Origin of the sequence: Streptomyces sp. NBC_01016, assembly GCF_026341035.1 — a bacterium.
Taxonomy (GTDB): Bacteria; Actinomycetota; Actinomycetes; order Streptomycetales; family Streptomycetaceae; genus Streptomyces.
The window spans coordinates 2865968-2889681 of the sequence record NZ_JAPEOQ010000001.1 but is presented as its reverse complement, the minus strand read 5'-3'; the positions used below and the strand labels follow the sequence as shown (position 1 = coordinate 2889681).

Genomic DNA, 23714 nt, shown 5'->3' with positions numbered 1-23714 from the left:
GGGGCCTTCTGCCGGATGGGCGGTCGTGGAACCTGTGCGTGTGCGGGGGGGGGGTGGGGGGTGTGTCACTTCATGGGGTACGCGGCGAGCTTGGCGTTGTTGCTCAGGGAGAGGATGCGCGTGCGCTCCGGGTTCGCGTAGAAGCGGTCGCCGTCCGTCTTGTACGTCCACGCGACCTCGCGGCTCTTGAGGTCGACGCCGCGCAACTGCGCGCCGTTGCGGTAGTACGCGCACTGCTTGCCGATGAGCGGGCGCCACGCCCTGGACTGCTCGTCGGCGCTGCCGTCCTTCTCCACCCACAACCGCCCGCCGCCGCTCGCCCTGTACGCGGCGAGTCCGACGCCCTCGCCCACGGCGTACACGACACCGCCGTGCAGCGTCGGCGGCCCGAACGGGCGGCCCTCCGGCGTCTGCCACTGCGCCTTGCCGTCCTTGAGGCGCACCGCGCGGAGCCGGGTGCCGCCGATGTAGAGGTGCGTGTCGTCGGCCGCGATCGCGGCCCACAGGGTGGCGACGTCGTCGACGCGGTACGGGACGTTCCACAGGATGGCGCCTGTCTTCAGGTCCCGTACGACGATGTGGACCTCGTCCTCCTTCATCTGCTGGTACGTCACCAGGTGCCCGCCGGCCACCTTCGCGGCGAGGATGTGCATGGACTGGTCGAGCTCGGCCCGCTTGGGCAGCGGCCGCGACCACAGCGTCTTGCCGGTCGCGCAGTTCACGGCGCGCAGCGTCCACTTCTGCGTGGCCGCGTAGCCGAGTGTGCCGCCCTTGCCCTTGCCCACCGCCACGTAGGCGATGTCGCCTGCGACGCAGAGGAATTGGTTCCCCTCCAGGTGGTCGTTGGTGTCGGCGAGACGGGCGAGCGTCTTGACCTTCTTGCCGGTGCGCGGGGCGATCGACTCGACGGTGACGGGCGCTCCGGCGCGGTCGTCCTGGTACACGTTGTACGACAGGTGGTAGAGCTTGCCGTCCGCGGCGGTCCACTGCCATCCGCTGCCGATGTGGTCGTCCCATTTCTTCGCGCCGTCGGACACGGCGAAGCCGCGGGCGTACCCGCGCATCGCGACGGCCACCCCGTCGACGATGGCCGGGATCATCGACTTTCCGCCGTCGACGACGCTGCTCTCGAAGTAACCCTCGTCCTTCCAAAGGGGGTCGAGATTGCGCCTGTTGCGGGTGTCGAGGGCCTTGGGGTCCGCCGCCTTCTTCTCCGCCGAGGAGCGGCCGGTCCACCACCAGGCGCCTCCGGCCGCGACCGCGCCGACGCCGAGCACTCCCCCGACGGCGAGGAAGCGGCGCCGCGACACGGGGGCGCTCGCGACGGGGGCGACCGCGGTGGTCCCCGGGAGCGTATGGGTGATGGGAGCGGGCAGCCGCTGCGGGACGGTCTGCCATACGTCGGTGGCGCGGCGCCCGATGTCACCGAGCAGCGCCTCGGACAGGTGGTCGGCGAACTCGCCTGTCCCGGTGTGCAGTTGGGCCGACAGGTCGTACGTGGTGGGGCGTCGCGCCGGGTCCTTGTCGAGGCAGCGTGCCAGTACGGGGACGAGGGCGGCGGGCACCCCGGTCAGGTCCGGCTCGCCGTACCGCACGCGGTACAGCAGGTCGGCGGCCTGCCCGTTACCGAACGGGCCGCTGCCGCGGGCAGCGAACACCAGCACTCCGGCGAGCGCGAACACGTCTCCGGCCGGGCCGTGGTCCTGGCCGGTGGCCTGCTCCGGCGACATGAACGCGGGTGTGCCGACGGCGGACCCGGTGCGGGTGAGACGGTCGTCGCCGATGGCGCGGGCGATGCCGAAGTCGATGACCTTGGGGCCGTACGCCGTGACGAGGATGTTGGACGGCTTGAGGTCGCGGTGCACGACGTCGCTGCGGTGCAGCTGCCCAAGTGCCCCGCACAGGGCGGCTCCCAGCGCGCGCACGGTCGTCTCGGGCATCGGTCCGCCGGACTCGACGGCCTCGTCGAGGGGCGGTCCGAGTACGTACTCGGTGGCAAGCCACGGTGTCTCGGCCAGCGGGTCCGCGTCCACGACCTTCGCCCCGAACTGCCCGCCGATGACCCGCGCGGCGTCGATCTCCAGGCGGAACCGGGTCCGCGCGGCCTGGTCGGCGGCGAGTCCGGCGTGCATGGTCTTCACGGCGACGGTTCGCCCGCCGGCGGTCCGCGCGACGTACACCGTCCCCATTCCGCCGCTGCCGAGGCGTCCGACGAGGCGGAACGGGCCGAGGTGTACGGGGTCGTCGTGGGTGAGCGCGGTAGGCATGAGGTGAGTTCTCGCCGTGGTCGGGTGCGGGGCGGGTCAGTTGGGGTGCGCTGCGCGCACCGGCGGGGCACCGCCCCTGATCCGGATCCGATTCCGCACGCCACGCCCTCCCCCGCCGCCGTCCGCGCCACGACCTCCCCGGTCACGGCGCGGCGAGTCTAGTCGACGGGGTGTGGGCGGGCCTGCCGTGCGGGCGGTTTTGGTGATTAGGCTGGGACAGGACGTGTCCTGTGTTCCCGCGCGCGGGCCGTGCGTACGGCAAGGGCCTGTCGTTTGGATGAGGCCGGATCAGGGAGCGGGGTAGTGGGGCCTCCCCTGCTCGAGCGAAGCCGAGAGCTTGGGGAAGCGTGCGATCGCAAGGCGGAGGAGGGAGTCGACGCGGAGCGTCGGCGACCGACGACAACGCCGCGAGCGTGCGTGCCAGGCCCCGCGAGCCCGGCCTGATCCAAACGACAGGCCCTAGGGGGGCGGGGGAGGCACGCCGGTGCTCGACCACACCAGGAGGCATTGTGAGCAGCGATCGGGACGATGTCCGCGGGGGCGGCGGGTCACCCGCCGGTGAACCGTCCGGCGCGGGGTCCAATGTCGAGCAGACGGGGTTCGGTATCGAGCAGACGGGGTTCGGTGCCGAGCCGACGGGGTTCGGCGTCGAGCCGACAGGGTTCGGTGCCGAGCCGACGGGCGAGTTCACGATCGACTACGCGCCTCCGCCCTGGTACGAGCAGGCGAGTTCGCGGAGCGGTGGGGTGGGCTGGGAGCCGGCGGGGCCGGGAGCGGGGGCGCCGATGGCGCCGGGTGGTGCGGAGGGGTGGGCGGCACCGGTTGCTCCGGCGGCTTCGGTTGCGCCTGCGGGTTCGGTTCCGCCCGCGGGCCCGGCGGCATCGGTTGCTCCGGCGGGTCCGGCGGCACCGGCGGCTTCGGTTGCACCCGCAGGTCCGGCCGCACCGGCAGCTCCGGTTGCACCCGCAGGTCCGGCCGCACCGGCAGCTCCGATCACTTCGGCTGAGCCGACCGCTACGGCGGGTGCGTCTGGCGGTGGGGGTCGCGATCTGGGGGACCGGGGTCCGGGGAGCGGAGGCCTGGACAGCGGTGACCTGGACAGTGGGGATCTGGAGAGCGGGACCACCCTGCGTTTCTCCGCGCCCTCGCTGAGGCGGAACTTCGAGGAGCTCGCGGCGCTCGGGGAGCCGCCCGCCCCTGCGCCCACGCCGGTCCAGAGTCCCGCGGAGAGGGCCCGCGCGTGGGTCGACGCCCACCGGGTGCACGTCGACATCGACACGGAGAGCGCCCGCGCGAAGACGGCCGACGCCGTCCCGACGGACACCGACTTCCCCCTCGCGGCACCGGACGCCGAGGATGCCGGCGCGCCGTCCACCGACGAAACCACGGCGCGGCCAACGGCGTCCGCCGGGGATTCGGCGGTGCACCCGCCCGGGTCCACCACCAACTCCCCAGCTGCGGCTGCCACTTCCCTGGCACCACAAGACGCCCCGGCAAGCCCGGCCCCCGACTACACCCTCGACACTCCAGCTGCCCCGGCTGCTCCAACTCCCACCGTGACCGCGGCGGAGCCGACGGCGCCCGCTCCCGCTTCCCTGGCGGTGGCTGCTCCCACGGCACCACCCGCTGCACCGGCCCCCCGCTACGTCCCCGAAACTCCGGCCGCGGCGGAGCCGACGGCGCCCACCCCCGATTTCCCGGCTGCGGCCGCTCCCACGGCACCACCAACTGCACCGGCAGGACCGGCCCTCGGCTACGTCTCCGAAACTCCGGCTCCTCCGGCTGCTCCGGCTCCCACCGTGCCCCCGGTGGAGCCAACAGCGCCCGCCCCCGATTCCCCGGCTGCGGCCGCTCCCACTGCTCCGCCGACTCCGGTTCTCGGCGACGCCCCGGCGACGTCACAAGCTGCTCCGGCGCCCCCTGCGCCCCCAATTCCCGGCGACGCTGCGGCCGCTGCGGACGCTCCGGCTCCCAGCGACGCACCCACACCCAACACCCCGACAGGCTGGGCTCCCCCGCCCCCTCCGGCAGGCGGGGTACCCCCGTTGCCGCCGTCGTTCCAGCCGGCCGCGCCGCCCGCGGCCCCGCAGTGGACCGACCTCGCGCCCGGCCAACCGCCTCTGGCAGCCCCGAACACGCCCGCACAGCCCCACGGCGCATACGGCTTCCCGCAGCAACCCGCCCAACCGGCACCACCGGCTGACGGCCAACCCATGCCAGCGCAGGGTGAATCCGGCCCTCCGCAGCCACCGAACCTCAGCCAGCCGGCCAACGCGCAACCCGGCTACGGCTTCCCGCAGCCCACCCCGCCGGACCTGCCCACCCCCAACGTCCCTGCGCCACAGCACGGTTACGGATCCCCGCAGCCTCCGGCCCAACCGGCACCACCGGCCTCCGGCCAGCAGTCACCCGACACCCCCGCTCCACCGGCTACCTACGGCTTCCCCCAGCCCCCGGCCCAGCCGACACCACCCACCGAGCCCGCACCACAGCCCGGCTACGGCTCCCCTCAAACCCCCGCCCAACCGGCACCGCCGGCTCAGGGCCAACCACCCGCCACACCCGCACCACAGCCGGGCTACGGCTTCCCCCAGCCTCCGGCCCCGCCGACACCACCCCAAGGCCAGCCACCCACCGAGCCCGCACCACAGCCCGGCTACGGCTTCCCTCAGCCGGACCAACCACAGCCCCCGGCGCACCCCGCGCCCCCCGTACCCACCCCCTTCACGCCACAGCCCGGCTACGGCTTCCCCCAGTCTCCCGCCCAGCCGGCACCGCCAGTTCAGGGCCAACCGCCCAACACACCGGCCCCCAACACCCCCGCACCCCAGCCCGGCTACGGCTTCCCTCAGCCCCCGGCTCAACCGGCACCGCCAACCCAGGGGCAGCCGCCCAACACCCCCACCCCACCCGCCGGTTACGCCTTCCCCCCGCCGAACCAACCACAGCCCCCGGCGCACCCCGCCCAGAGCCACCCCGCCACACCCTCACCCGCACCCTCCACACCACCGCCCGGTTACGGCTTCCCGCCCTCTCCCGCCCAACCGGCAGCACCGCCCCACGACCAGCCGGGCCCACGCACCCCCACCCCCTCCACCCCGCCGCCCGCCTACGGCACCCCCCACCCCGGTCAACCACACGCCCCCGCCCAGCCGCTGCCCGCCGCCCAACCGCAACCCCAAGCCCAGGCCCAGGCCCAAGCCCAGGCCCAAGCACACCCCCACCCCACCTACCCCACCCCCCAACCAGTCCAGCCACACCCCGGCTTCGGCCCCCCGCCCGGCCAGGCAGCCGACCACGCGCCCGGTCACGCGCCCAGCCAGGCCCCCGGCCAAGCAGCCGCCCCCGCCCAACCACTCCCCCATTCCGCACCCACGCCCGCACACGCACACGCATCCAACGCCCAACCCCCCTACCCGAACCCCCCACACACCCCCGCCCCCGACACCAACGCCCCCCTCGGCTACACCGCCGCCGTCGAGCTGTCCGCCGATCGGCTCGTCAACAGCAAGCGGCAGAAGCAGCGGAGCAAGGCGCCCACCGCCGGTGGCGGGCGGTTCAAGTTCGGGGGGAAGAAGGAGGAGACGGAGCGGCAGCGGAAGCTGGACCTCATCCGCACCCCGGTCTCGTCCTGCTACCGCATCGCCGTGATCAGCCTCAAGGGCGGCGTCGGCAAGACGACCACCACGACGGCCCTCGGCTCGACCCTCGCCTCGGAACGCCAGGACAAGATCCTCGCGATCGACGCCAACCCGGACGCCGGCACCCTCGGCCGACGCGTGCGCCGCGAGACCGGCGCCACCATCCGCGACCTGGTGCAGAACATCCCGCACCTGCACTCGTACGCGGACATCCGGCAGTACACCTCGCGGACCCCCTCCGGCCTGGAGATCATCGCCAACGACGTGGAGCCGGAGGTCTCCTCGACGTTCGACGACGCCGACTACCGCCGCGCGATCGACGTGGTCGGCCGGCACTACCCGGTCGTCCTGACCGACTCCGGCACCGGCCTGCTGTACTCCGCGATGCGCGGAGTCCTCGACCTCGCCGACCAGTTGATCATCATCTCGACCCCGTCCGTCGACGGCGCGAGCAGCGCAAGCACCACCCTCGACTGGCTGTCCGCGCACGGCTACACCGAACTCGTCCGGCGCTCCCTCACGGTCATCTCCGGTGTCCGCGACACCGGCAAGATGATCAAGGTGGACGACATCGTCAGCCACTTCCAGACCCGCTGCCGCGGCGTGCTCGTCATCCCCTTCGACGAGCACCTGGCGGCCGGCGCCGAGGTCGACCTCGACATGATGCGACCGAAGACGCGGGAGTCGTACTTCGAGCTCTCGGCGATGGTCGCCGAGGGCTTCGGCGGCTTCGGCCACCCCACCCACCTGGCAGCACCACCGTCGCAGTACTAGCCCAACGCCCTCAGAACCACACGCACACCCCGCACCCCCGCCCACCCGCACGCTCACGCCAAGTGCCCGCACCTCTCGAACGCCGGTGCGGGCCTTTTGCGCATCCTGCACCCATACGGGTGCCATCCCCTGGCCTGCAAAGCATCAGAGGTCTCGACCAATGTGCGTGAAATGCAGGTCAACTCGTTATTTCCGCAGGCCACATGGGGTTCACCCACCGTTGACGTTCCTCAACTGCCGCTGATAAACCAACACTTCAGTCGACCTGAATTCTCAGATCCAGCCCAGCTGTGCGAGCGATGCGCGAGGTCACCGCCGATGGACACACCAGCTCAGCAAGACATGGACCACAGAACAGCCCGCCCCCCACGGCGCGGAGTGCGGATACTCCTCGCGGCAGGCGCCGCGGCGTTCACCCTGACGGCCGGCCTCGCCACGCCTCTCAACCCGGCGCCGCAGCAGGCCGAGGCGAAGGCGAGCGGCAACGCCGCGGCCAAGGCCGACAGCGGCAAGACCAAGACCCTCACCGTGGCCGTCGCGCAGAGCGTCGACTCGCTGAGCCCGTTCCTGGCGACCCGCCTGGTCAGTACGAGCATCCACCGCCTGATGTACGAGTACCTGACCAACTACGACCCCAAGGACAACCACGTCATCCCGGGGTTCGCCACCGACTGGAAGCCCTCGGCCGACAAGCTGACGTGGACGTACACCATCCGCTCCAACTCGAAGTGGTCCGACGGTCAGAAGGCCACCGCCCACGACGCCGCCTTCACCTTCAACAAGATGATGACGGACGACGCCGCGGCGACCGCCAACGGTTCGTTCGTCGGCAACTTCAAGAAGGTCACGGCGCCCAGCGACACCAAGCTCGTCGTCGAGCTGAAGAAGCCGCAGGCCACGATGACGGCCCTCGACATTCCGATCGTGCCCGAGCACGTCTGGAAGGACGTCAAGGACTACTCGAAGTTCAACAACGACGACAAGTTCCCGATCGTCGGCAACGGTCCGTACGTCGTCACCGGCTACAAGACCGACCAGTACGTAAAGCTCAAGCGCAACCCGGACTTCTGGCGCAAGACGAAGACGCCGCAGTTCGAGAACATCGTCTTCAAGGCGTACAAGGACCAGGACGCCGCGGTCGCCGCCCTGCGCAAGGGCGAGGTCTCCTTCGTCGCCGGCTCCCCCGCCCTGACGCCCGCCCAGGCGGCGTCCCTCAAGGGCGAGGACAACATCAAGGTCAACGAGGGGCCCGGCCGCCGCTTCTACGCGATCGCGGTGAACCCCGGCTGGAAGACCAAGAGCGGCAAGAAGTTCGGTGACGGCAACCCGGCGCTGCTCGACGAGAAGGTGCGCCAGGCGCTGTTCAAGGCCGTCGACACCAAGGCGATCGTCGACAAGGTCTTCCAGGGCCACGCCGTGCAGGGCCAGGGCTACATCCCGCCGCGCTTCCAGGACTACTACTGGCAGCCCTCGGCCGACCAGAAGCTGGGCTACGACGCGCAGGCCGCGGGCAAGATGCTCGACGACGCGGGCTACAAGATGAAGGACGGCAAGCGCGTCGGCAAGGACGGCAAGCCGATCAACCTGCGCATGCTGTGCCACGCCACCGACCCCAACGACAAGGCGGTCGGCAAGTACCTCAAGGAGTGGTGGGGCAAGATCGGCATCGGTCTGAAGCTGAACTGCGTCGACGATGTCTCCGTGCCCTGGTACGCGGGTGAGTACGACCTCGCCTTCGACGGCTGGTCGGTGAACCCGGACCCGGACTTCGTCCTCGGCATCCACACCTGCGCCGCCCTGCCGAGCAAGCCGAAGGAGGTCGCGCAGACCGACAACGGCATCTGCGACAAGACCTACGACAAGCTCTACAACCAGCAACTCGCGGAGTACGACCCGGCCAAGCGCGCGGACACCGTGAAGAAGATGGAGTCCTGGCTCTACGACTCCGGCTACATGAACGTCATGGCGTACCCGAACGCGGTCGAGGCCTACCGCACCGACCAGATCAAGTCGATCGAGACGATGCCCACCGCGGCCGGCAACATCTACGGCCAGGACGGGTATTGGAGCTGGTGGTCGGCCGAACCCGCGTCGGCGTCCGACAGCGAGGACAGCGGTTCGTCCAGCTCCACCGGCATCGTGATCGGCATCGTGGTCGCGGCACTCGTCGTCATCGGCGGCGGGGTCCTCTTCGCGCGGCGGCGGCGCACGACGGCGGACGAACGCGAGTAGGCGACGCACAGCTACGCGAGTAAGAAGACATGTGAACCATGACAGCTGACAGCACTCCGGCGCTCGTGCAGCCCGCGGACGGTACGGACGGCGACCCGGCTTCGGCCGGGCCGCCGTTGGCCGCCCGCGGCCCCCGGGCCCGCAACACCAAGGCGTACGTCCAGTACGCGCTCGCGAAGATCGGCGGCGCGATCGTCTCGCTCTTCGCCGTCCTCGTCACGAGCTTCTTCCTGTTCCGGCTGATCCCGTCCGACCCGGTCAAGCAGATGACCGGCGGCCGGAAGGTCTCCACGGAGCAGCTCGAGAACCTGCGCCACCAGTACGGCCTCGACCAGCCGATGTGGAAGCAGTTCACGTCGTACATCGGGGACGCGCTCTCCGGTGACTTCGGGATCTCGTTCCAGTTCCACACCCCGGTGATGGACAAGATCGTCGACGCGCTCCCGGCGACGCTGCTGCTCACGGGCACGGCGTACGTCCTGTACTCGGCGCTCGGCATCTGGCTCGGCACGCGCACGGCGTGGCGCAACGGGTCGCGGAGCGACCGCTTCAACACGGCCTTCGCGCTGACCCTCTACTCGGTCCCGTCGTTCTGGCTGGGGCTGCTCCTCATCATCGTGTTCGCCGTCGGCATCGGGCCGATTCCCGGCATGTTCCCGACGGGCGGCCTCGAATCGGGCGGCGAGACCGGGTTCGCGTACATCCTCGATGTCGCGCACCATCTGGTCCTCCCGGTGATCACCCTGGTCGCGGTCGGCTATGCGCAGACGCTCCTCGTCATGCGCTCCTCGCTGCTCGACGAGATGGGCAGCGACTATCTGACGACCGCGCGCGCCAAGGGACTTCGGGACGACCGCGTGCGCCGCAAGCACGCGGTGCCGAACGCGATGCTGCCGACGTTCACCCTGATGTTCGTGAACCTCGGGCACGTGGTCGCCGGGCAGATCCTCGTCGAGACGGTCTTCTCCTGGCCGGGCCTCGGCGGCCTGTTCTACCAGGCGCTCTCCGTGCCCGATCTCCCGCTCGTCCAGGGCCTGTTCTTCGTCTTCGCCACCGCGGTGATCCTCGCGAACACCCTCGCCGACATCCTCTATCCGCTGCTCGACCCGAGGGTGGGCCGATGACGACGACCGAAACCGCGCCTTCGAAAGAACCGAAGACACCGAAGGCGCCCAGCGCACGCTCCCTCGCGCGCGCCCGCAAGCGCCAGTCCCTGGCCCGCTTCTGGCGGTCCTACCGGGCGCACCGCAGCGGCATGTGGGGCCTCGGCCTGCTCATCCTGATCGCGCTCATCGCGATCTTCGCGCCGGCCCTGGTCGGCGCGGACTCTCAGAGCGTGACCGACGCACCCGGCGGCCCGATGGAGGGACCGAGCGGCAAATTCCCGCTCGGCACCGACCAGTTCGGCCGCAGCGTGCTCGCCCTCCTTGTGTACGGGGCGCGGGTCTCGCTCACCGTGGGCCTGCTCGCGGCGTTCCTGTGCGTGGCGATCGGCACCGTCATCGGCATCGTCGCGGGCCACTTCCGCGGCTGGTTCTCGACCGTTCTGATGCGGATCACGGACTGGTTCCTGGTGATGCCGACGCTGGTCCTGGCCATCGCGCTGGCGACCGTCATGGACCGCTCGATGTGGACCGTGATCATCGCGATCGGCGTGACGACCTGGCCGACGACCGCACGCCTGGTGCGCGCCCAGACCCTCTCGGTCGAGGCGCGCCCGTACATCGAGCGGGCCCGGGCGCTCGGCGGCAGCCACAGCCACGTCATGACGCGGCACGTGCTGCCGAACGTGATGCCGCTGGTCCTCGCCCAGACCACGATGATCATCTCGTCCGCGATCCTGACCGAGGCGACCCTCGCCTTCCTCGGCCTGTCCGACCCGACGGTCACCTCCTGGGGCGGCATGCTCCAGGACGCGCGCGAGGCGGGCGCGGTCAGCGCCGGCGACTGGTGGTACCTGGCGCCGCCCGGCGTCGCCATCGCGATCGTCGCGCTCTCCTTCACCCTGTGCGGCCGCGCGGTCGAATCCGTCCTGAACCCGAAGCTGGGGGTGCGCTCATGACACAGCCTCGGACACTGCTTGAGGTACGGAACCTCGAAGTGACGTACGCCGGCGGGGCGCAGGCCGTCCGCGGCGTGAACCTGTCCGTGGAGGCGGGCCAGAAGCTCGGCATCGCGGGCGAGTCCGGCTGCGGAAAGTCCACACTGGCGCTCGCGCTGCTTCGGCTGCTCCCCAAGGACGCCAAGGTCACCGGCGAGATCCTGCTGAACGGCGAGGACATCCTCACCATGAAGTGGGGCCAGGTCAGGGCCGTCCGCTGGGCGGGCGCCTCGATCGTGTTCCAGGGCGCGATGCACTCGCTCAACGCGGTGCACCGCATCGGCGACCAGATCGCCGAGCCGATCCTCCTGCACAAGAAGGCGACGCAGGAGGGCGCGAAGAAGAAGGTCGGCGAACTCCTCGAACACGTAGGCCTTCCGGCGGCCCGCGCGAACGCCTATCCGCACGAGCTGTCCGGCGGCCAGCGCCAGCGCGTGATGATCGCGATGGCGCTCGCCTGCGAGCCCGAGCTGATCATCGCCGACGAGCCGACGACGGCCCTCGACGTGATGATCCAGGCCCAGATCCTGCGCCTGATCGAGCAGTTGGTGACCGAGGAGAACCTCGGCCTCATCATGATCAGCCACGACCTGGCGGTCCTCTCCGACACCTGCGACCGGCTCTCCGTGATGTACGCGGGCCGCGTCGTCGAGGAGGGCCCGGCACTCCAGGTCTACGAGAACGCGGTGCACCCCTACGCGAAGGCGCTGTCCGCGGCGTTCCCCACCATCGGCGACCCGGCCTCCCGGTTCGCGCCGCGCGGGCTGCCCGGCGACCCGCCGGACCCGTCGGCGCTGCCGTCCGGCTGCACCTTCCACCCGCGCTGCCCGGTGGCGCTCGACGTGTGTGCGAGCGAGGACCAGGTGCTGCGGATCGCGGGCCCCGAGCGGCGGGCGGCGTGCGTCCACGTGGGATCCGACGAGGTCGCCGCGACGGAAGTCGAAGCAAGGAGCACCACGGCATGACAGAAACGCTGCAGACGCCCGAGGTGTCGAAGAACGCGCGGACGCTGCTCAGCGCCGACCAGCTGCACGTCACGTTCCCCGGCCGGCGCGGCGCCGCCGATGCGCGGGCCGTGGACGGCGTCGACCTGGACATCGCGCCGGGCGAGATCGTGGCGCTCGTCGGCGAGTCCGGCTGCGGAAAGACGAGCCTGGCGCGCACCCTGCTCGGCCTGGAGAAGCCGACGTCGGGCAAGGTCACGTTCGCGGGCAAGCCGCTGGACTACGCCTCGAAGGCGCTCAAGTCGTACCGCAAGCGCGTCCAGCTGGTCCTCCAGGACCCGAGCGGCTCCCTCAATCCCCGGCACACGGTGTACGACGCGGTCGCCGAGGGGCTGCGCATCCACGGCTACGCGGGCGACGAGCGCGAGGCGGTCGCGAACGCCCTGTCCCGCGCGGGACTTCGCCCTCCGGAGCGCTTCTTCCTGCGCTACCCGCACGAGCTGTCGGGCGGCCAGCGCCAGCGCGTGGTCATCGCGGGCGCGCTCGTCCTCGACCCCGAACTCATCGTCGCGGACGAGCCGGTGGCGTCCCTGGACGCGTCCGTACGGGGTGAGATCCTCGCCCTGTTGCTGCGCCTGCGGGACGAGTTGGGCCTGTCCGCGCTCGTGGTCACCCACGACCTCGGCCTCGCGTGGAACATCGCGGACCGGGTGGCGGTCATGTACCTGGGCCGCATCGTGGAGACGGGCAAGGTGGAGGACGTCCTGACCTCGCCCCAACACCCGTACACCCAGGCCCTGTTGTCGGTCCTTCCGGAGGCGCCGGGCGAACCGGTGGTCCTCACGGGCGAGCCCCCGGACCCGTCCCGCATCCCGGGCGGCTGCCGCTTCCACGCGCGCTGCCAGGTCCTGGCGGACGGCCGGGCGGAGGAGGCGGGGGTCGCGGACTCCTGCCGGACGGTGGATCTTCCGGTGCTGTCCGGCGCGGCGACGTCGCAGGTGGCGTGCCATTGGGCGGCGGCGAAGGCGGCGGCCGAATAGCACTACTTGGGAACGTGAAGGCCCGGCTCCGTGGAGATGGAGCCGGGCCTTACGCGTGTCGCATGACGAGTCAGCCTCAGCCGTACATGCCAGGCACGTAGTCGCCCGCCGGCTGCTGGGTCATCACGTTGAGCCGGTTGAACGTATTGATCATGGCGATGCAGCCGACCAGCGCGCCGAGCTGCGCCTCGTCGTAGTGCTTGGCGGCCTTCTCCCACACCTCGTCGGAGACCCCGGCACTGTCCGCGATGCGGGTGCCCGCCTCGGCCAGCTCCAGGGCGGCCTTCTCGGCCTCGGTGAAGACCTTGGCCTCGCGCCAGGCGGCGACCAGAGCGAGCCGGACCGCCGTCTCACCGGCCTCTGCGGCGTCCTTGACGTGCATGTCCAGACAGCCCGAACAGCCGTTGATCTGGCTGGCCCTGATCATGACCAGGTTCAGTGTCGGCGCCGGGATGCCCGAGCCCTCGGCGGACCTGCCCGCCGCGATGACGTGCTTGAGCATCTTGCCGAGGACCGGGTTGGTGAAGAGGTCGAGTCGCGGTTCCATGAGGGGCTCCTTCGCACTCCGTCATAAGTGGTGACACCACTACGACGGAGCGCCCCGCCCCGATGTGACACACCCGGAAGTGACCTGCGTCACTCCGGAGTGCTTCAGGCCCTGGACGCCTCGACGAGCTCGCGTGCCTGCTTCACGTCGTCCGCGATCGCGGCGACGAGTTCGTCGAGCGACTCGAACTTGGCCATGCCGCGCACGAACGCCACGAACTCCACGGCCACGTGCAGCCCGTACAGGTCGAGACCGACGCGGTCGATGGCGTACGCCTCGACCGTCCGCTCCGTCCCGTCGAACTGCGGGTTCGTGCCTACGGAGATCGCAGCGGGCATCGCCTCGTCGTTCACGTACAGCCACCCCGCGTAGACCCCGTCGGCCGGGATCGCGGTGTGCGGGAGGGTCTCCACGTTGGCGGTCGGGAAGCCGAGCTCACGCCCGCGCTGCGCGCCGCGCACGACGACGCCCTCGACGCGGTGCGGACGGCCGAGGATCTCGGCGGCGCCCGTCACATCGCCCTCGGCGACGAGCCGCCGGGTCAGCGTGGACGAGAACGGCTGGCCGCCCCCGGCCGACCCGCTGACGTACAGATCCACGACCTCGACCTCGAAGTCGTACGTCTGTCCCTGTTCGGCCAGGAAGTCGACATTGCCGGCGGCCTTGTGGCCGAAGCGGAAGTTGGGGCCCTCGACGACCACGCGCGCGTGCAGCTTGTCGACGAGCACCTTCGCCACGAAGTCGGCGGGCGACAGCTTCGAGAACTCGGTGGTGAACGGCAGGATCAGCACCGCGTCCACGCCGAGCTCGGCCATCAGTTCGGCGCGCCGGTGGTGCGGGGCGAGCAGCGGCGGGTGCGAGCCCGGGCGCACGACCTCGCTGGGGTGCGGGTCGAAGGTGACCACGACGGCCGGGATGCCGAGCTCACGCGCCCGCTCCACGGCCCGCCCGATGATCAACTGGTGCCCGCGATGCACCCCGTCGTAGGAGCCGATGGTGACGACGCTGCGCCCCCAGTCCTGGGGGATGTCCTCCAAGCCACGCCAGCGCTGCACGGTGATTGCCCCTCGCAAACCTGTGTCCGACCGTTTGGAACCTTGCGTCTCTCTACCGGATACGCAGGTCTAAGAGTGCCATGCCGCCCGCCCGCGCTTCGCATCGGGCGGGCCCGCGGCAGGTCCCGGGCCTAGGCGGGCACCCGCACCCCGGCCAGGTTCTCGATCATGCGGCGGGAGCTCGGGCCGACGAGCGCCGCCCACTCCCGGGGCGCCTCCGCGAGCCAACGCGCCACCAGGCCCGCGAAGCCGGGCACGGACCGCGCGAGCTCCACGAGCAGCCGGTCGAAGCGGGCCGCCCCTTCCGGCGTACGCACCAGGAGCATGCCCGTACGGTGCACCAGGTCCCGCGTCCTGGCCGGCCCGCGCCGCGCCGCGTCCCGCGCGGCGGCGCACAGCAGCGCGTCGAGCACGACGGGGTCCCGCTCCTCTTCCAGCAGTACGTCGAGCAGCTCGGCCCGCAGTGCGCGCGACGCGGTCGTGCCGGGCGCGGCGAGCACCCGCGCCAGGGCGCCGCGCACGACCGGGGGCCGCTCCGACACAAGACCCACGACCAGCGGGTACATCACGGCCCGCGTACCGTCCCCGTGCTCGAGGCACCGGTCGACAAACGTCGCCACGTGGCCGGCCGCGGCATCCGGCCAGTCCTCGGCGAGCTCCCTCACGAGCGCGGCGGCGCGGCGGGCGTGCGCGGGTTCGGTCAGCTCGGCGAGGGTCCGCAGGATGTCGCCGAGGCCGGGGCCCGGCTCCCGCAGCCGCGCCTGGAACGCCGCGAACACGGGTTCCGGGTGGGTCGCCACGGCCAGGGCGAGCGCGTCGGCGGGCGGCTGCGCGTCGCCCGCCGCGAAGCGCTCGAGCGCGCGCGCCAGGTACGCCGGCCGGGATTCCGGGTCCCGTACGAGGAGGTGGAGCGCAGCACCGTGCAGGGCACGGTCGGGCCCCTCGAGCAGCGCGAGCGCGGCGTTGCGCAGCAGCTCCCGGTCCGCGACATCGCCCACCCGCGGCGCGACCCGCACTCCGTACGCGGCGGCGGCGACGCGCCGATCGGACCGCTCGTCGTGGGCCCACCGCTCGACCGCCCGGCACAGGGCGGCCGGCTCCTCCTCGACCAGGATGGCCAGCAGCTCGTCGGCGCGCGGGTGAGCGCACTCGACGAGGACCTCGACCAGGCCGTCGGGGTCGCGGTGGCGGTGAGTGTGGAGCAGGGCCTGGGCGGCGTCGGCGACGGTGGCGTCGGGCAGGGCGGGCAGCGCGCGCTCGTCGTCGAACCACCACGTCAACCTCCGCTGCACGCGCTGCGGCTCGCTGGCGAGCGCCTCGGCGACGACGTCCAAACACCGCCCTCCGACCTCACCCCCGTCATGCACGACGGCCCGCCGCAGCAGCTCGAACCGGATGTCGTCGGCCACGACAACCCGCATCCAGAACGCCCCGCCGAACTGCCCCCGCTCCGCGAGCCCTTCCAGCACCCCCGAATACACCCCCGCATCCGCCACCCGCACCAACACCTCCCGCACCAGCTCCCTCCCCCACCACTCCGCCTCCGCGGACACCCCGTCGCAGCCCTGGCCCCCGGGACCACCTGCTTCCCACGCCTCGGGGCTCCGCCCCGAACCCCGCTGCTCAATCGCCGCAGGGGCTTGATTTGCCCCAACTCCCCACCCGGAACGGTCGACGCCGCCCGACTTGGGCAATCTGCCGCCTGGGGCGGCAGGGTGGGCAAGGCGGCCCCCGGTGCGGGCCGCACCCTCCGCAGGGCCCGACCCCGTCGCAGCCAAACCCACCCCGGCGCAGGCCGCACCCACATCAGACGCCGACCCCGCCGCCCCCACCCACGGCAACAACTCCCGCAACCGAACGTCCAGTTCCGCGCACCCCTGTTGCCGCTCGATCAAGAGCAACGCCCGCACCACCGGCCCCGCCCGATGCCGCGGCACAGGAAACCCGTCCCCCCGCCGCCGGAACACCAGCGTCTCCAACGCCCCGTCCACATCCAGATGCATCCCCTGGATCCAGTCCGCGACCTCCTCGTGCGCGAACCGGAACCCACCCCCCGCCGGCACCAGCACCCCCTCCGTCAGCACCGCCGACGCCCACCCGGACACCCCGTCCCGCGCCCCCCACGGAAACAGCTCCTCGAACGACTCCCGGTCCAACTCCCCCTGCCCCGGCCCAAGGCTCCGCCGCGCAGCCTCGTGCACGTGCCCGGCCACCCGCGCCGCCAGCCTGCGCACCCCACTCCCCCGTACCCCTGAAGGCGCGGCGAGCCGGACCGCCACGCGGAGGCACATCAGGTCCAGATACGCCCCGAAGATCTCGTCCCGGTCGGGGCAACCGGCCACACCCCCGGGCAGCGCCGCCCGCACCTCGCTCAGCAGCCGCAACGACAGCGGATGCCCGGCCTCCCGCTCCGCGAGCGCCCCCTCCGGCACACCGAGCCGCTCCCGCGCCCGCCGCGCCGCCTCCCCCACAAGGTCCCCGATCCGTACGCACGGAGGCAGCCCGGACGGCCCCACGGCCGCCGGCCCGTACAGCACGTCCCCGCCGAACAGCGCGCCCGCCTGCTCCCAGTACTCGGCACGGCACGCCACCACCAACCGCACCCCGCATGCCGCGAGCCACCGCTCGGTCCCCCGCGACCAGGCGCTCAGGCGGTGCGCGAGCACAGGCGGCATCTCCTCCGGCCCGTCGAGCAACAGCACGAGCGGCCGTCCGGTCTCCCGGGCGACCTCGGCGATCCGCTCGGCGGAGACGTCCCCCACGTCCCCGGCGACCGCCTCCTCCCGCGACGCCGCCACGATCCGGCCCGCCCGCGCGAGCGTCCGCCCCACCGCCTGCGCGACCGACGCGTCGTCCTCGCTCAGGTCCGCGCCCCGCAGCCACACCGTGGGCGCGGCGCCGTCCCCCTCGGCCCGGCGCCCGGCGAACGCGGCGAGTTCCGTGGTCCGCCCGCTCCCCGGCTCCCCGACCAGGGCCAGCACCCGCGCCTCGCCGTCCGCACCCGACGTGAATGCGTCCAACTCCCGTGTCACATCAGGCCGTTCGACCGGCTCGGGCCCGTCCGTCCCCGGCCCGTCGCTGCCCACCGAGATCCCGGCAAGCTGAAGCACCCCACCGAGATTCAGATCGTCCCCGTACGCGGGCACGGTCGCGGCATTGCGCGCCAGCAGCTCGGCCAGCGGACCCCGCCCGCCCGCGCCCGCGGCCACCGCCCGCAGCGGCATCGCGAACCCGGCCGCCCGGTGCCCGGCCCGCAGCTCCGTACCGAGCACGGCGACCACTGCCCCGGTACGCGCGTCGAGCACAGGACCGCCCGCGGCCCCACCGCCGACGCGCAACGCATCCGCCCCGTCCGTACCGACGGCCAGCTCCAGGACCCCGTCCAACAGGTGACTGCGGCCCCCGGCCACGTACGCGACCGGCGAGCGCCCCAGTACACGCGCCTCGCGCCATCCGCCCGCGGGAATCCGGACGTACGCCCCGGCCGTCGGCGCTCCGGAGGCCGCGACCGGCAGCGGCACCGCGCCGAGCCCCTGCGTGCGCAGCAACGCCAGGTTCGCCTCAGGCAGTTCGACGATCGACCCGGGCTCCACCACACAGGGCGCACCGCCCGGCCCGTGCACCAGCAGCCGCCCGAGCCCGCTCACCACCTCGTGGCCCGTGACGACCGTCCCCCGGTCGTCCGCCGCGAAGCCCGCACCGCGCGGCCGCCCGGCCAGATCGGTGATCCGTACCAGCGGCGGGTCCACCATGACGCGACCCTCCCGCCGTTCTCCGCCACGCCCCGTGTCTCGACGGTAGGCGCGCGGTGATCAGCTGGACAGCGTCAGAGGCGAACGCGCCCCCTTGCGCTCCCCCTGTTCACTCCGAGCGCCCGCCCGAAGGGGTGAAGTGAACGGGCGCACTGGATACACCCTTGAGAGGGGGACGTGGAGCGGCGGCCACCCAGAGACCGGAACCCGCCGCTCCACCGAAATTCATGGCGCAAGCTCAGCCGAACACGGCCAGGCTCTTCGCCTTCCCCTTGGACTCCTCGACCAGAGCGAGGAACTGACCATCGGGCCCGAACACGGCGACGGGACCCGCCCCCGCGTACTCCTCGGGCACCTCCAGGCGCACACCGTTGAGCAGCAGCTTCCCGCGGCGCCCGTCGACGTCCCAGCGCGGGAACGCGGCGGCGGCCGCCTCGGCCACCGGCATCACGGTCAGCGACTCCTGGAGCTGGTCCAGGGTGCGCGCCGAGTCGAGCTTGTACGGGCCGACGCGCGTGCGCCGCAGCGCCGTCAGATGCCCGCCGACACCGAGCCCGGCGCCCAGGTCACGGGCGAGCGCCCTGATGTACGTACCGGACGAGCAGACCACGGACACGACCAGGTCGAGGACCGGCGTGCCGTCCTCTGCGACCGCGTCCCGGACGTCGTACACGGCGAAGGACGAGATCTTGACCGGGCGCGCCGGGATCTCGAACTCCTCGCCCTCGCGGGCCCGCTTGTAGCTGCGGACACCGTTGATCTTGATGGCGCTGACCTTCGACGGCACCTGCATGATGTCGCCGCTCAGCTTGGCGATGCCCGCGTCGATGGCCTCGCGCCGCACCCCGGACGCGTCGGTGGACGAGATGAGCTCGCCCTCCGCGTCGTCCGTGAGCGTGTTCTGCCCGAGCCTGATCGTGCCCAGGTACTCCTTCTCGGTCAGCGCGAGATGGCCGAGGAGCTTGGTGGCGCGCTCGACGCCGAGCACGAGCACACCCGTCGCCATCGGGTCGAGGGTGCCCGCGTGGCCGACCTTGCGGGTCCTGGCGATCCCACGCATCTTGGCCACGACGTCGTGCGAAGTGAAGCCCGACGGCTTGTCGACGATGACAAGCCCGTCGGGCGGAGGGGTGCGGTCGGACATGCTCAGGCTTCGCCGTCCTTCTCGGAGGCGTCGTCGGCATCGTCCTCGGGCTTCCTGTACGGGTCCGCGCCGCCGGCGAAATCGGCGCCGGCGGAGGCCTCGCGCACCTGCTCGTCGGACTGCCGGGCCCGGTCGAGGAGGTCCTCGATGGTGCGGGCGTTCTCCGGCAGGGCGTCCGCGACGAAGGCCAGGGTCGGCGTGAACTTCACACCGGCCGCCTGACCGACCGCAGAGCGCAGGACGCCCTTGGCGCTCTCCAGACCGGCGGCCGCCTCGGCCCGCTCCTCGTCGCTCCCGTACACCGTGTAGAAGACGGTCGCTTCCCGGAGGTCGCCCGTCACACGGGTGTCGGTGATGGTGATGTGGGAGCCGACCCGCGGGTCCTTGATCCCACGCTGCAGCTTCTGGGCCACCACCTCTCGAATGAGGTCCGCCAGCCTCTTGGCGCGCGCGTTGTCGGCCACTGGTCCGTCTCCTTTTAAGTGCTTACTTGCTTGTTGCTTCAGTCTTCGTCGCTGTGGAGCCTGCGTCGAACCGAGAGCAGTTCCACTTCGGGCCGCCCGGCGACGAGCCGCTCACAGCGGTCCAGTACGTCGGTCAGGTGGCCGGTGTCCCCGGAAACCACCGCGAGCCCGATCTCGGCCCTGCGATGGAGGTTCTGGTTGCCCGTCTCCGCGACGCTCACCGCGTACTTGCGGTGCAGCTCGGCCACGATCGGACGGACGAGGGAGCGCTTCTCCTTCAGCGAGTGGACGTCGCCGAGGAGTAGATCGAAGGACAGAGTCCCCACATACATGTGTGTCCGGATGTCCCGCCGGTCCGGGGTCGTATGGGCGACCGCTTCCGGCCACCGATACGGGAACGGTACACGCAACGGCCGGGGCCGATCGACGGAAATAAGTCCCGTCGACCGGCCCCGATCGCTGATCAAGCTCAGACGCGCGGCTTCTCGCGCATCTCGTACGTCGCGATGACGTCGTCGACCTTGATGTCGTTGAAGTTGCCGAGGTTGATACCGCCCTCGAACCCTTCGCGGATCTCGGTGACGTCGTCCTTGAAGCGACGCAGGCCCACGATGTTGAGGCTCTCCGCGATGACCTTGTTGTCGCGGAGGAGTCGCGCCTTCGTGTTGCGCTTGACCTCGCCGGAGCGGATGAGAACACCCGCGATGTTGCCCAGCTTGGACGACTTGAAGACCTCGCGGATCTCCGCCGTACCGAGCTCGACCTCTTCGTACTCCGGCTTGAGCATGCCCTTGAGGGCCGCCTCGATCTCCTCGATGGCCTGGTAGATCACCGAGTAGTACCGGACGTCGACACCCTCGCGCTCGGCCATCTGCGCGGCACGACCGGCCGCACGGACGTTGAAGCCGATGACGATGGCGTCCGAGCCCATGGCCAGGTCGATGTCCGACTCCGTGACCGCACCGACACCGCGGTGCAGGACGCGGATGTCGACCTCTTCGCCGACGTCGAGCTGGAGCAGCGAGGACTCGAGAGCCTCCACCGAACCGGACGCGTCGCCCTTGATGATGAGGTTGAGTTCCTGCACCAGACCGGCCTTGAGGGCCTCGTCCAGGTTCTCCAGGGAGAACCTGATACCGCGGCGAGCGAAGTTGGCGTTGCGCTCACGAGCGGCACGCTTCTCGGCGATCTGACGGGCCGTACGGTCCTCGTCCACCACCAGGAAGCTGTCGCCGGCACCCGGGACGTTGGTGAGACCGAGCACGAGGACGGGGGTCGAGGGACCCGCTTCCTGCACGTTGTTCCCGTTGTCGTCGAGCATGGCGCGGACACGGCCGTACGCGTCGCCGACGACCATCGTGTCGCCGATGCGCAGCGTGCCGCGCTGGACCAGGACCGTCGAGACGGCGCCGCGGCCCTTGTCGAGGTGGGACTCGATCGCGATGCCCTGCGCGTCCTGCTCCGGGTTTGCCCGCAGGTCGAGCGAGGCGTCCGCGGTCAGGACCACGGCCTCGAGCAGGGCTTCGATGTTCTCGCCCTGCTTGGCGGAGATGTCGACGAACATGGTCTCGCCGCCGTACTCCTCGGCCACCAGCCCGAACTCGGTGAGCTGACCGCGCACCTTGGTCGGGTCGGCACCCTCGACGTCGATCTTGTTGACCGCGACGACGATCGGGACCTCGGCGGCCTTGGCGTGGTTCAACGCCTCGATCGTCTGGGGCATGACGCCGTCGTTGGCCGCCACCACGAGGATCGCGATGTCGGTCGACTTCGCACCACGGGCACGCATGGCGGTGAACGCCTCGTGACCCGGGGTGTCGATGAAGGTGATACGGCGCTCTTCGCCGTTGACCTCGGCACCGACCTGGTACGCACCAATGTGCTGCGTGATGCCGCCGGCCTCACCCGCGATGACGTTCGTCTTGCGGATCGTGTCGAGGAGGCGGGTCTTACCGTGGTCGACGTGACCCATGACGGTCACGACCGGCGGACGCGCGACGAGGAACTCCTCGCCACCCTCGTCCTCGCCGAACTCGATGTCGAAGGACTCGAGCAGCTCGCGGTCCTCCTCCTCGGGGCTGACGATCTCGAGGACGAAGTTCATCTCGTCCGCGAGGAGCTTCAGCGTCTCGTCGGAGACGGACTGCGTGGCAGTGACCATCTCGCCGAGGTTCATCATCACGCCGACGAGCGACGCCGGATTGGCGTTGATCTTCTCGGCGAAGTCGGTGAGGGAAGCACCGCGCGACAGACGCACCGTGGCGCCGTTGCCGCGAGGCAGCATGACGCCGCCCACCGACGGGGCCTGCATGGCCTCGTACTCCTGGCGCCTCTGACGCTTCGACTTGCGACCACGACGGGCGGGCCCGCCGGGACGACCGAACGCACCCTGCGTGCCACCACGGGCACCGGGACCACCGGGACGACCGCCACCGGGACGACCGGCGAAGCCGCCGGGACGACCGCCGCCGCCACCGCCCGGACCACCGGGACGACCGGCGAAGCCGCCGCCACCGCCACCGGGACCACCGGGACGACCGGCGAAGCCGGGACGACCGCCACCGCCGCCGCCACCCGGACGACCGCCGCCGCCGGGACCACCGCGACCGCCGCCGCCACCCGGACCCGGACGCGGGCCCGCAGCGGGACGCTGCGGCATCATGCCGGGGTTCGGACGGTTGCCGCCGCCGCCACCGGGACGCGGACCGGCCGCACCGGCGCCGCCGGCCTGCGGACGGGGCATGCTGCCCGGGCTCGGACGGTTGCCGCCCTGACCCTGCGGACGGGGGGCACCCTGGCCGCCACCCTGCGGGCGCGGACCGCCCGGGGCACCCTGGCCGCCGGGACGCGGGGCGCCGCCCGGACGGGGCGCCTGCGGGCGCGCCATGCCGGTGGAGCCACCAGAGGTGAAGGGGTTGTTGCCCGGACGCGGGCCCGAGGGACGGGCGCCACCGGGACGCTGGCCCTGGCCGCCGGGACGCGGGGCGCCCTGACGGTCGCCACGGTCACCGCGGTCACTGCGCTGGCCACCCTGGCCCTGGCCACGGTCCTGACCGGGGGCCGGACGGCCACCGGGCTTCGGGGCGCCGGGGCGCGGAGCGGCCTGGCTGCCGGGCTTCGGGGCCGCGGGGGCCTGCGAGGCGGCGGGAGCCTGGAACTCCGGCGTGCTGGGCGCCGGGGAAGCGGGCTTCGGAGCCGGCTTCGGGCCGGGCGTCGGCCGCGGACCCGGGGCCGCCGGAGCGGCCGGGGCGGCCGGCTTCTCCGCAGCGGGCGTCTCCACGGCGGGCTTCTCCGCAGCCGGCGTCTCCGCGGCGGCGGGCTTCGGCGCAGCCGGGCCCGGACGCGGGGCGGCAGGCTTGGCGGCCTGCGCGGGAGAGGGGGTGGGACGCGGCGCCGCGGGCTTCGCGGGTGCGTCCTTCTTGGCGGCGGGCTTCTTGGCCGCGCCGTTGGTGCCCTGATTCAGGGCGTCAGTCAACTTGCGTACAACCGGCGCCTCGATGGTCGAGGACGCCGAACGTACGAATTCACCGAGTTCTTGGAGCTTGGCCATGACGACCTTGCTCTCCACTCCGAACTCCTTGGCGAGTTCGTATACCCGGACCTTAGCCACTTCGCTCCTTTTAGGTCCGGGTTACGCCGGACCGTCGCTACTTCATGGGCGTACTCATCGCGTGCTCATCGAGTGCTCATCGCAATCTCGACCTACTTCCAACTCGCGGAATACCAGGGCCGCACGGGGGTTCCGTGCGGCGC

The 23714-nt window shown here is 71.7% G+C and carries 13 protein-coding genes and 1 pseudogene; 6 read left to right on the top strand and 8 right to left on the bottom strand.

Going from position 1 to position 23714, the window contains the following annotated elements:
* Window positions 1-65 precede the first annotated feature (65 nt).
* The gene (locus tag OG746_RS13485) at window positions 66-2267 is read right to left on the bottom strand and encodes a serine/threonine-protein kinase (protein ID WP_266714819.1); all 2202 of its coding nucleotides are present in this window, start codon (window positions 2265-2267) and stop codon (window positions 66-68) included.
* 2960 nt (window positions 2268-5227) lie between these two features.
* Here OG746_RS13485 and OG746_RS45615 point away from each other — a divergent pair.
* The 6 genes and pseudogenes from OG746_RS45615 to OG746_RS13455 all read left to right on the top strand — a co-directional run.
* Window positions 5228-6667, top strand: a pseudogene (locus OG746_RS45615) (MinD/ParA family ATP-binding protein); the annotation flags it as partial.
* A 357-nt stretch (window positions 6668-7024) separates the two neighbouring features.
* Window positions 7025-8914, top strand: coding sequence for an ABC transporter substrate-binding protein (locus tag OG746_RS13475; protein ID WP_266714818.1), 1890 nt, complete (start codon window positions 7025-7027; stop codon window positions 8912-8914).
* 38 nt (window positions 8915-8952) lie between these two features.
* Complete coding sequence (locus tag OG746_RS13470; protein ID WP_266714817.1) at window positions 8953-10038, top strand: ABC transporter permease; 1086 nt, start codon at window positions 8953-8955, stop codon at window positions 10036-10038.
* Window positions 10035-10976, top strand: a complete 942-nt coding sequence (locus OG746_RS13465) for an ABC transporter permease (protein WP_266714816.1) — start codon at window positions 10035-10037, stop codon at window positions 10974-10976. Before OG746_RS13470 ends, OG746_RS13465 begins: the two co-directional genes overlap by 4 nt.
* Window positions 10973-11980, top strand: coding sequence for an ABC transporter ATP-binding protein (locus tag OG746_RS13460; RefSeq protein WP_266714815.1), 1008 nt, complete (start codon window positions 10973-10975; stop codon window positions 11978-11980). The genes OG746_RS13465 and OG746_RS13460 overlap by 4 nt, the downstream gene beginning before the upstream one ends.
* Window positions 11977-12999, top strand: a complete 1023-nt coding sequence (locus OG746_RS13455; protein ID WP_266714814.1) for an ABC transporter ATP-binding protein — start codon at window positions 11977-11979, stop codon at window positions 12997-12999. The genes OG746_RS13460 and OG746_RS13455 overlap by 4 nt, the downstream gene beginning before the upstream one ends.
* 76 nt (window positions 13000-13075) lie before the next feature.
* Here OG746_RS13455 and OG746_RS13450 read toward each other — a convergent pair whose 3' ends face one another.
* From OG746_RS13450 to infB, 7 genes are all read right to left on the bottom strand, one after another.
* Window positions 13076-13546 (bottom strand): carboxymuconolactone decarboxylase family protein, encoded by a 471-nt coding sequence (locus OG746_RS13450; protein ID WP_266714812.1) that lies wholly within the window; start codon window positions 13544-13546, stop codon window positions 13076-13078.
* A 104-nt stretch (window positions 13547-13650) separates the two neighbouring features.
* Window positions 13651-14601: a bifunctional riboflavin kinase/FAD synthetase gene (locus OG746_RS13445; protein WP_266714810.1), complete on the bottom strand. Its 951-nt coding sequence runs from the start codon at window positions 14599-14601 to the stop codon at window positions 13651-13653.
* Between the two features lie 131 nt (window positions 14602-14732).
* Entirely contained in the window at window positions 14733-18353 is a 3621-nt protein-coding gene (locus tag OG746_RS13440; protein ID WP_266714808.1) for an NACHT domain-containing protein, read from the bottom strand.
* A 238-nt stretch (window positions 18354-18591) separates the two neighbouring features.
* Window positions 18592-19497 carry a tRNA pseudouridine(55) synthase TruB gene (gene truB, locus OG746_RS13435; protein ID WP_266714806.1) on the bottom strand — a complete coding sequence of 302 codons (906 nt, stop codon included), beginning with the start codon at window positions 19495-19497 and terminating at the stop codon, window positions 18592-18594.
* Window positions 19498-19499: 2 nt separating this feature from the next.
* Window positions 19500-19961 carry a 30S ribosome-binding factor RbfA gene (gene rbfA, locus OG746_RS13430; RefSeq protein ID WP_266714804.1) on the bottom strand — a complete coding sequence of 154 codons (462 nt, stop codon included), beginning with the start codon at window positions 19959-19961 and terminating at the stop codon, window positions 19500-19502.
* Between the two features lie 38 nt (window positions 19962-19999).
* Window positions 20000-20293 (bottom strand): DUF503 domain-containing protein, encoded by a 294-nt coding sequence (locus tag OG746_RS13425; protein WP_266714802.1) that lies wholly within the window; start codon window positions 20291-20293, stop codon window positions 20000-20002.
* A 137-nt stretch (window positions 20294-20430) separates the two neighbouring features.
* The gene (gene infB, locus OG746_RS13420) at window positions 20431-23571 is read right to left on the bottom strand and encodes a translation initiation factor IF-2 (RefSeq protein ID WP_266714800.1); all 3141 of its coding nucleotides are present in this window, start codon (window positions 23569-23571) and stop codon (window positions 20431-20433) included.
* Window positions 23572-23714: the final 143 nt, after the last annotated feature.

What these genes read in the sequence shown, in the direction of transcription:
- OG746_RS13485 (WP_266714819.1), bottom strand. Translation starts at nt 2,267, where the DNA reads ATGCCTACCGCGCTCACCCACGACGACCCCGTACACCTCGGCCCGTTC.
- OG746_RS13475 (WP_266714818.1), top strand. Translation starts at nt 7,025, where the DNA reads ATGGACCACAGAACAGCCCGCCCCCCACGGCGCGGAGTGCGGATACTC.
- OG746_RS13470 (WP_266714817.1), top strand. Translation starts at nt 8,953, where the DNA reads ATGACAGCTGACAGCACTCCGGCGCTCGTGCAGCCCGCGGACGGTACG.
- OG746_RS13465 (WP_266714816.1), top strand. Translation starts at nt 10,035, where the DNA reads ATGACGACGACCGAAACCGCGCCTTCGAAAGAACCGAAGACACCGAAG.
- OG746_RS13460 (WP_266714815.1), top strand. Translation starts at nt 10,973, where the DNA reads ATGACACAGCCTCGGACACTGCTTGAGGTACGGAACCTCGAAGTGACG.
- OG746_RS13455 (WP_266714814.1), top strand. Translation starts at nt 11,977, where the DNA reads ATGACAGAAACGCTGCAGACGCCCGAGGTGTCGAAGAACGCGCGGACG.
- OG746_RS13450 (WP_266714812.1), bottom strand. Translation starts at nt 13,546, where the DNA reads ATGGAACCGCGACTCGACCTCTTCACCAACCCGGTCCTCGGCAAGATG.
- OG746_RS13440 (WP_266714808.1), bottom strand. Translation starts at nt 18,353, where the DNA reads ATGGTGGACCCGCCGCTGGTACGGATCACCGATCTGGCCGGGCGGCCG.
- truB (WP_266714806.1), bottom strand. Translation starts at nt 19,497, where the DNA reads ATGTCCGACCGCACCCCTCCGCCCGACGGGCTTGTCATCGTCGACAAG.
- OG746_RS13425 (WP_266714802.1), bottom strand. Translation starts at nt 20,293, where the DNA reads ATGTATGTGGGGACTCTGTCCTTCGATCTACTCCTCGGCGACGTCCAC.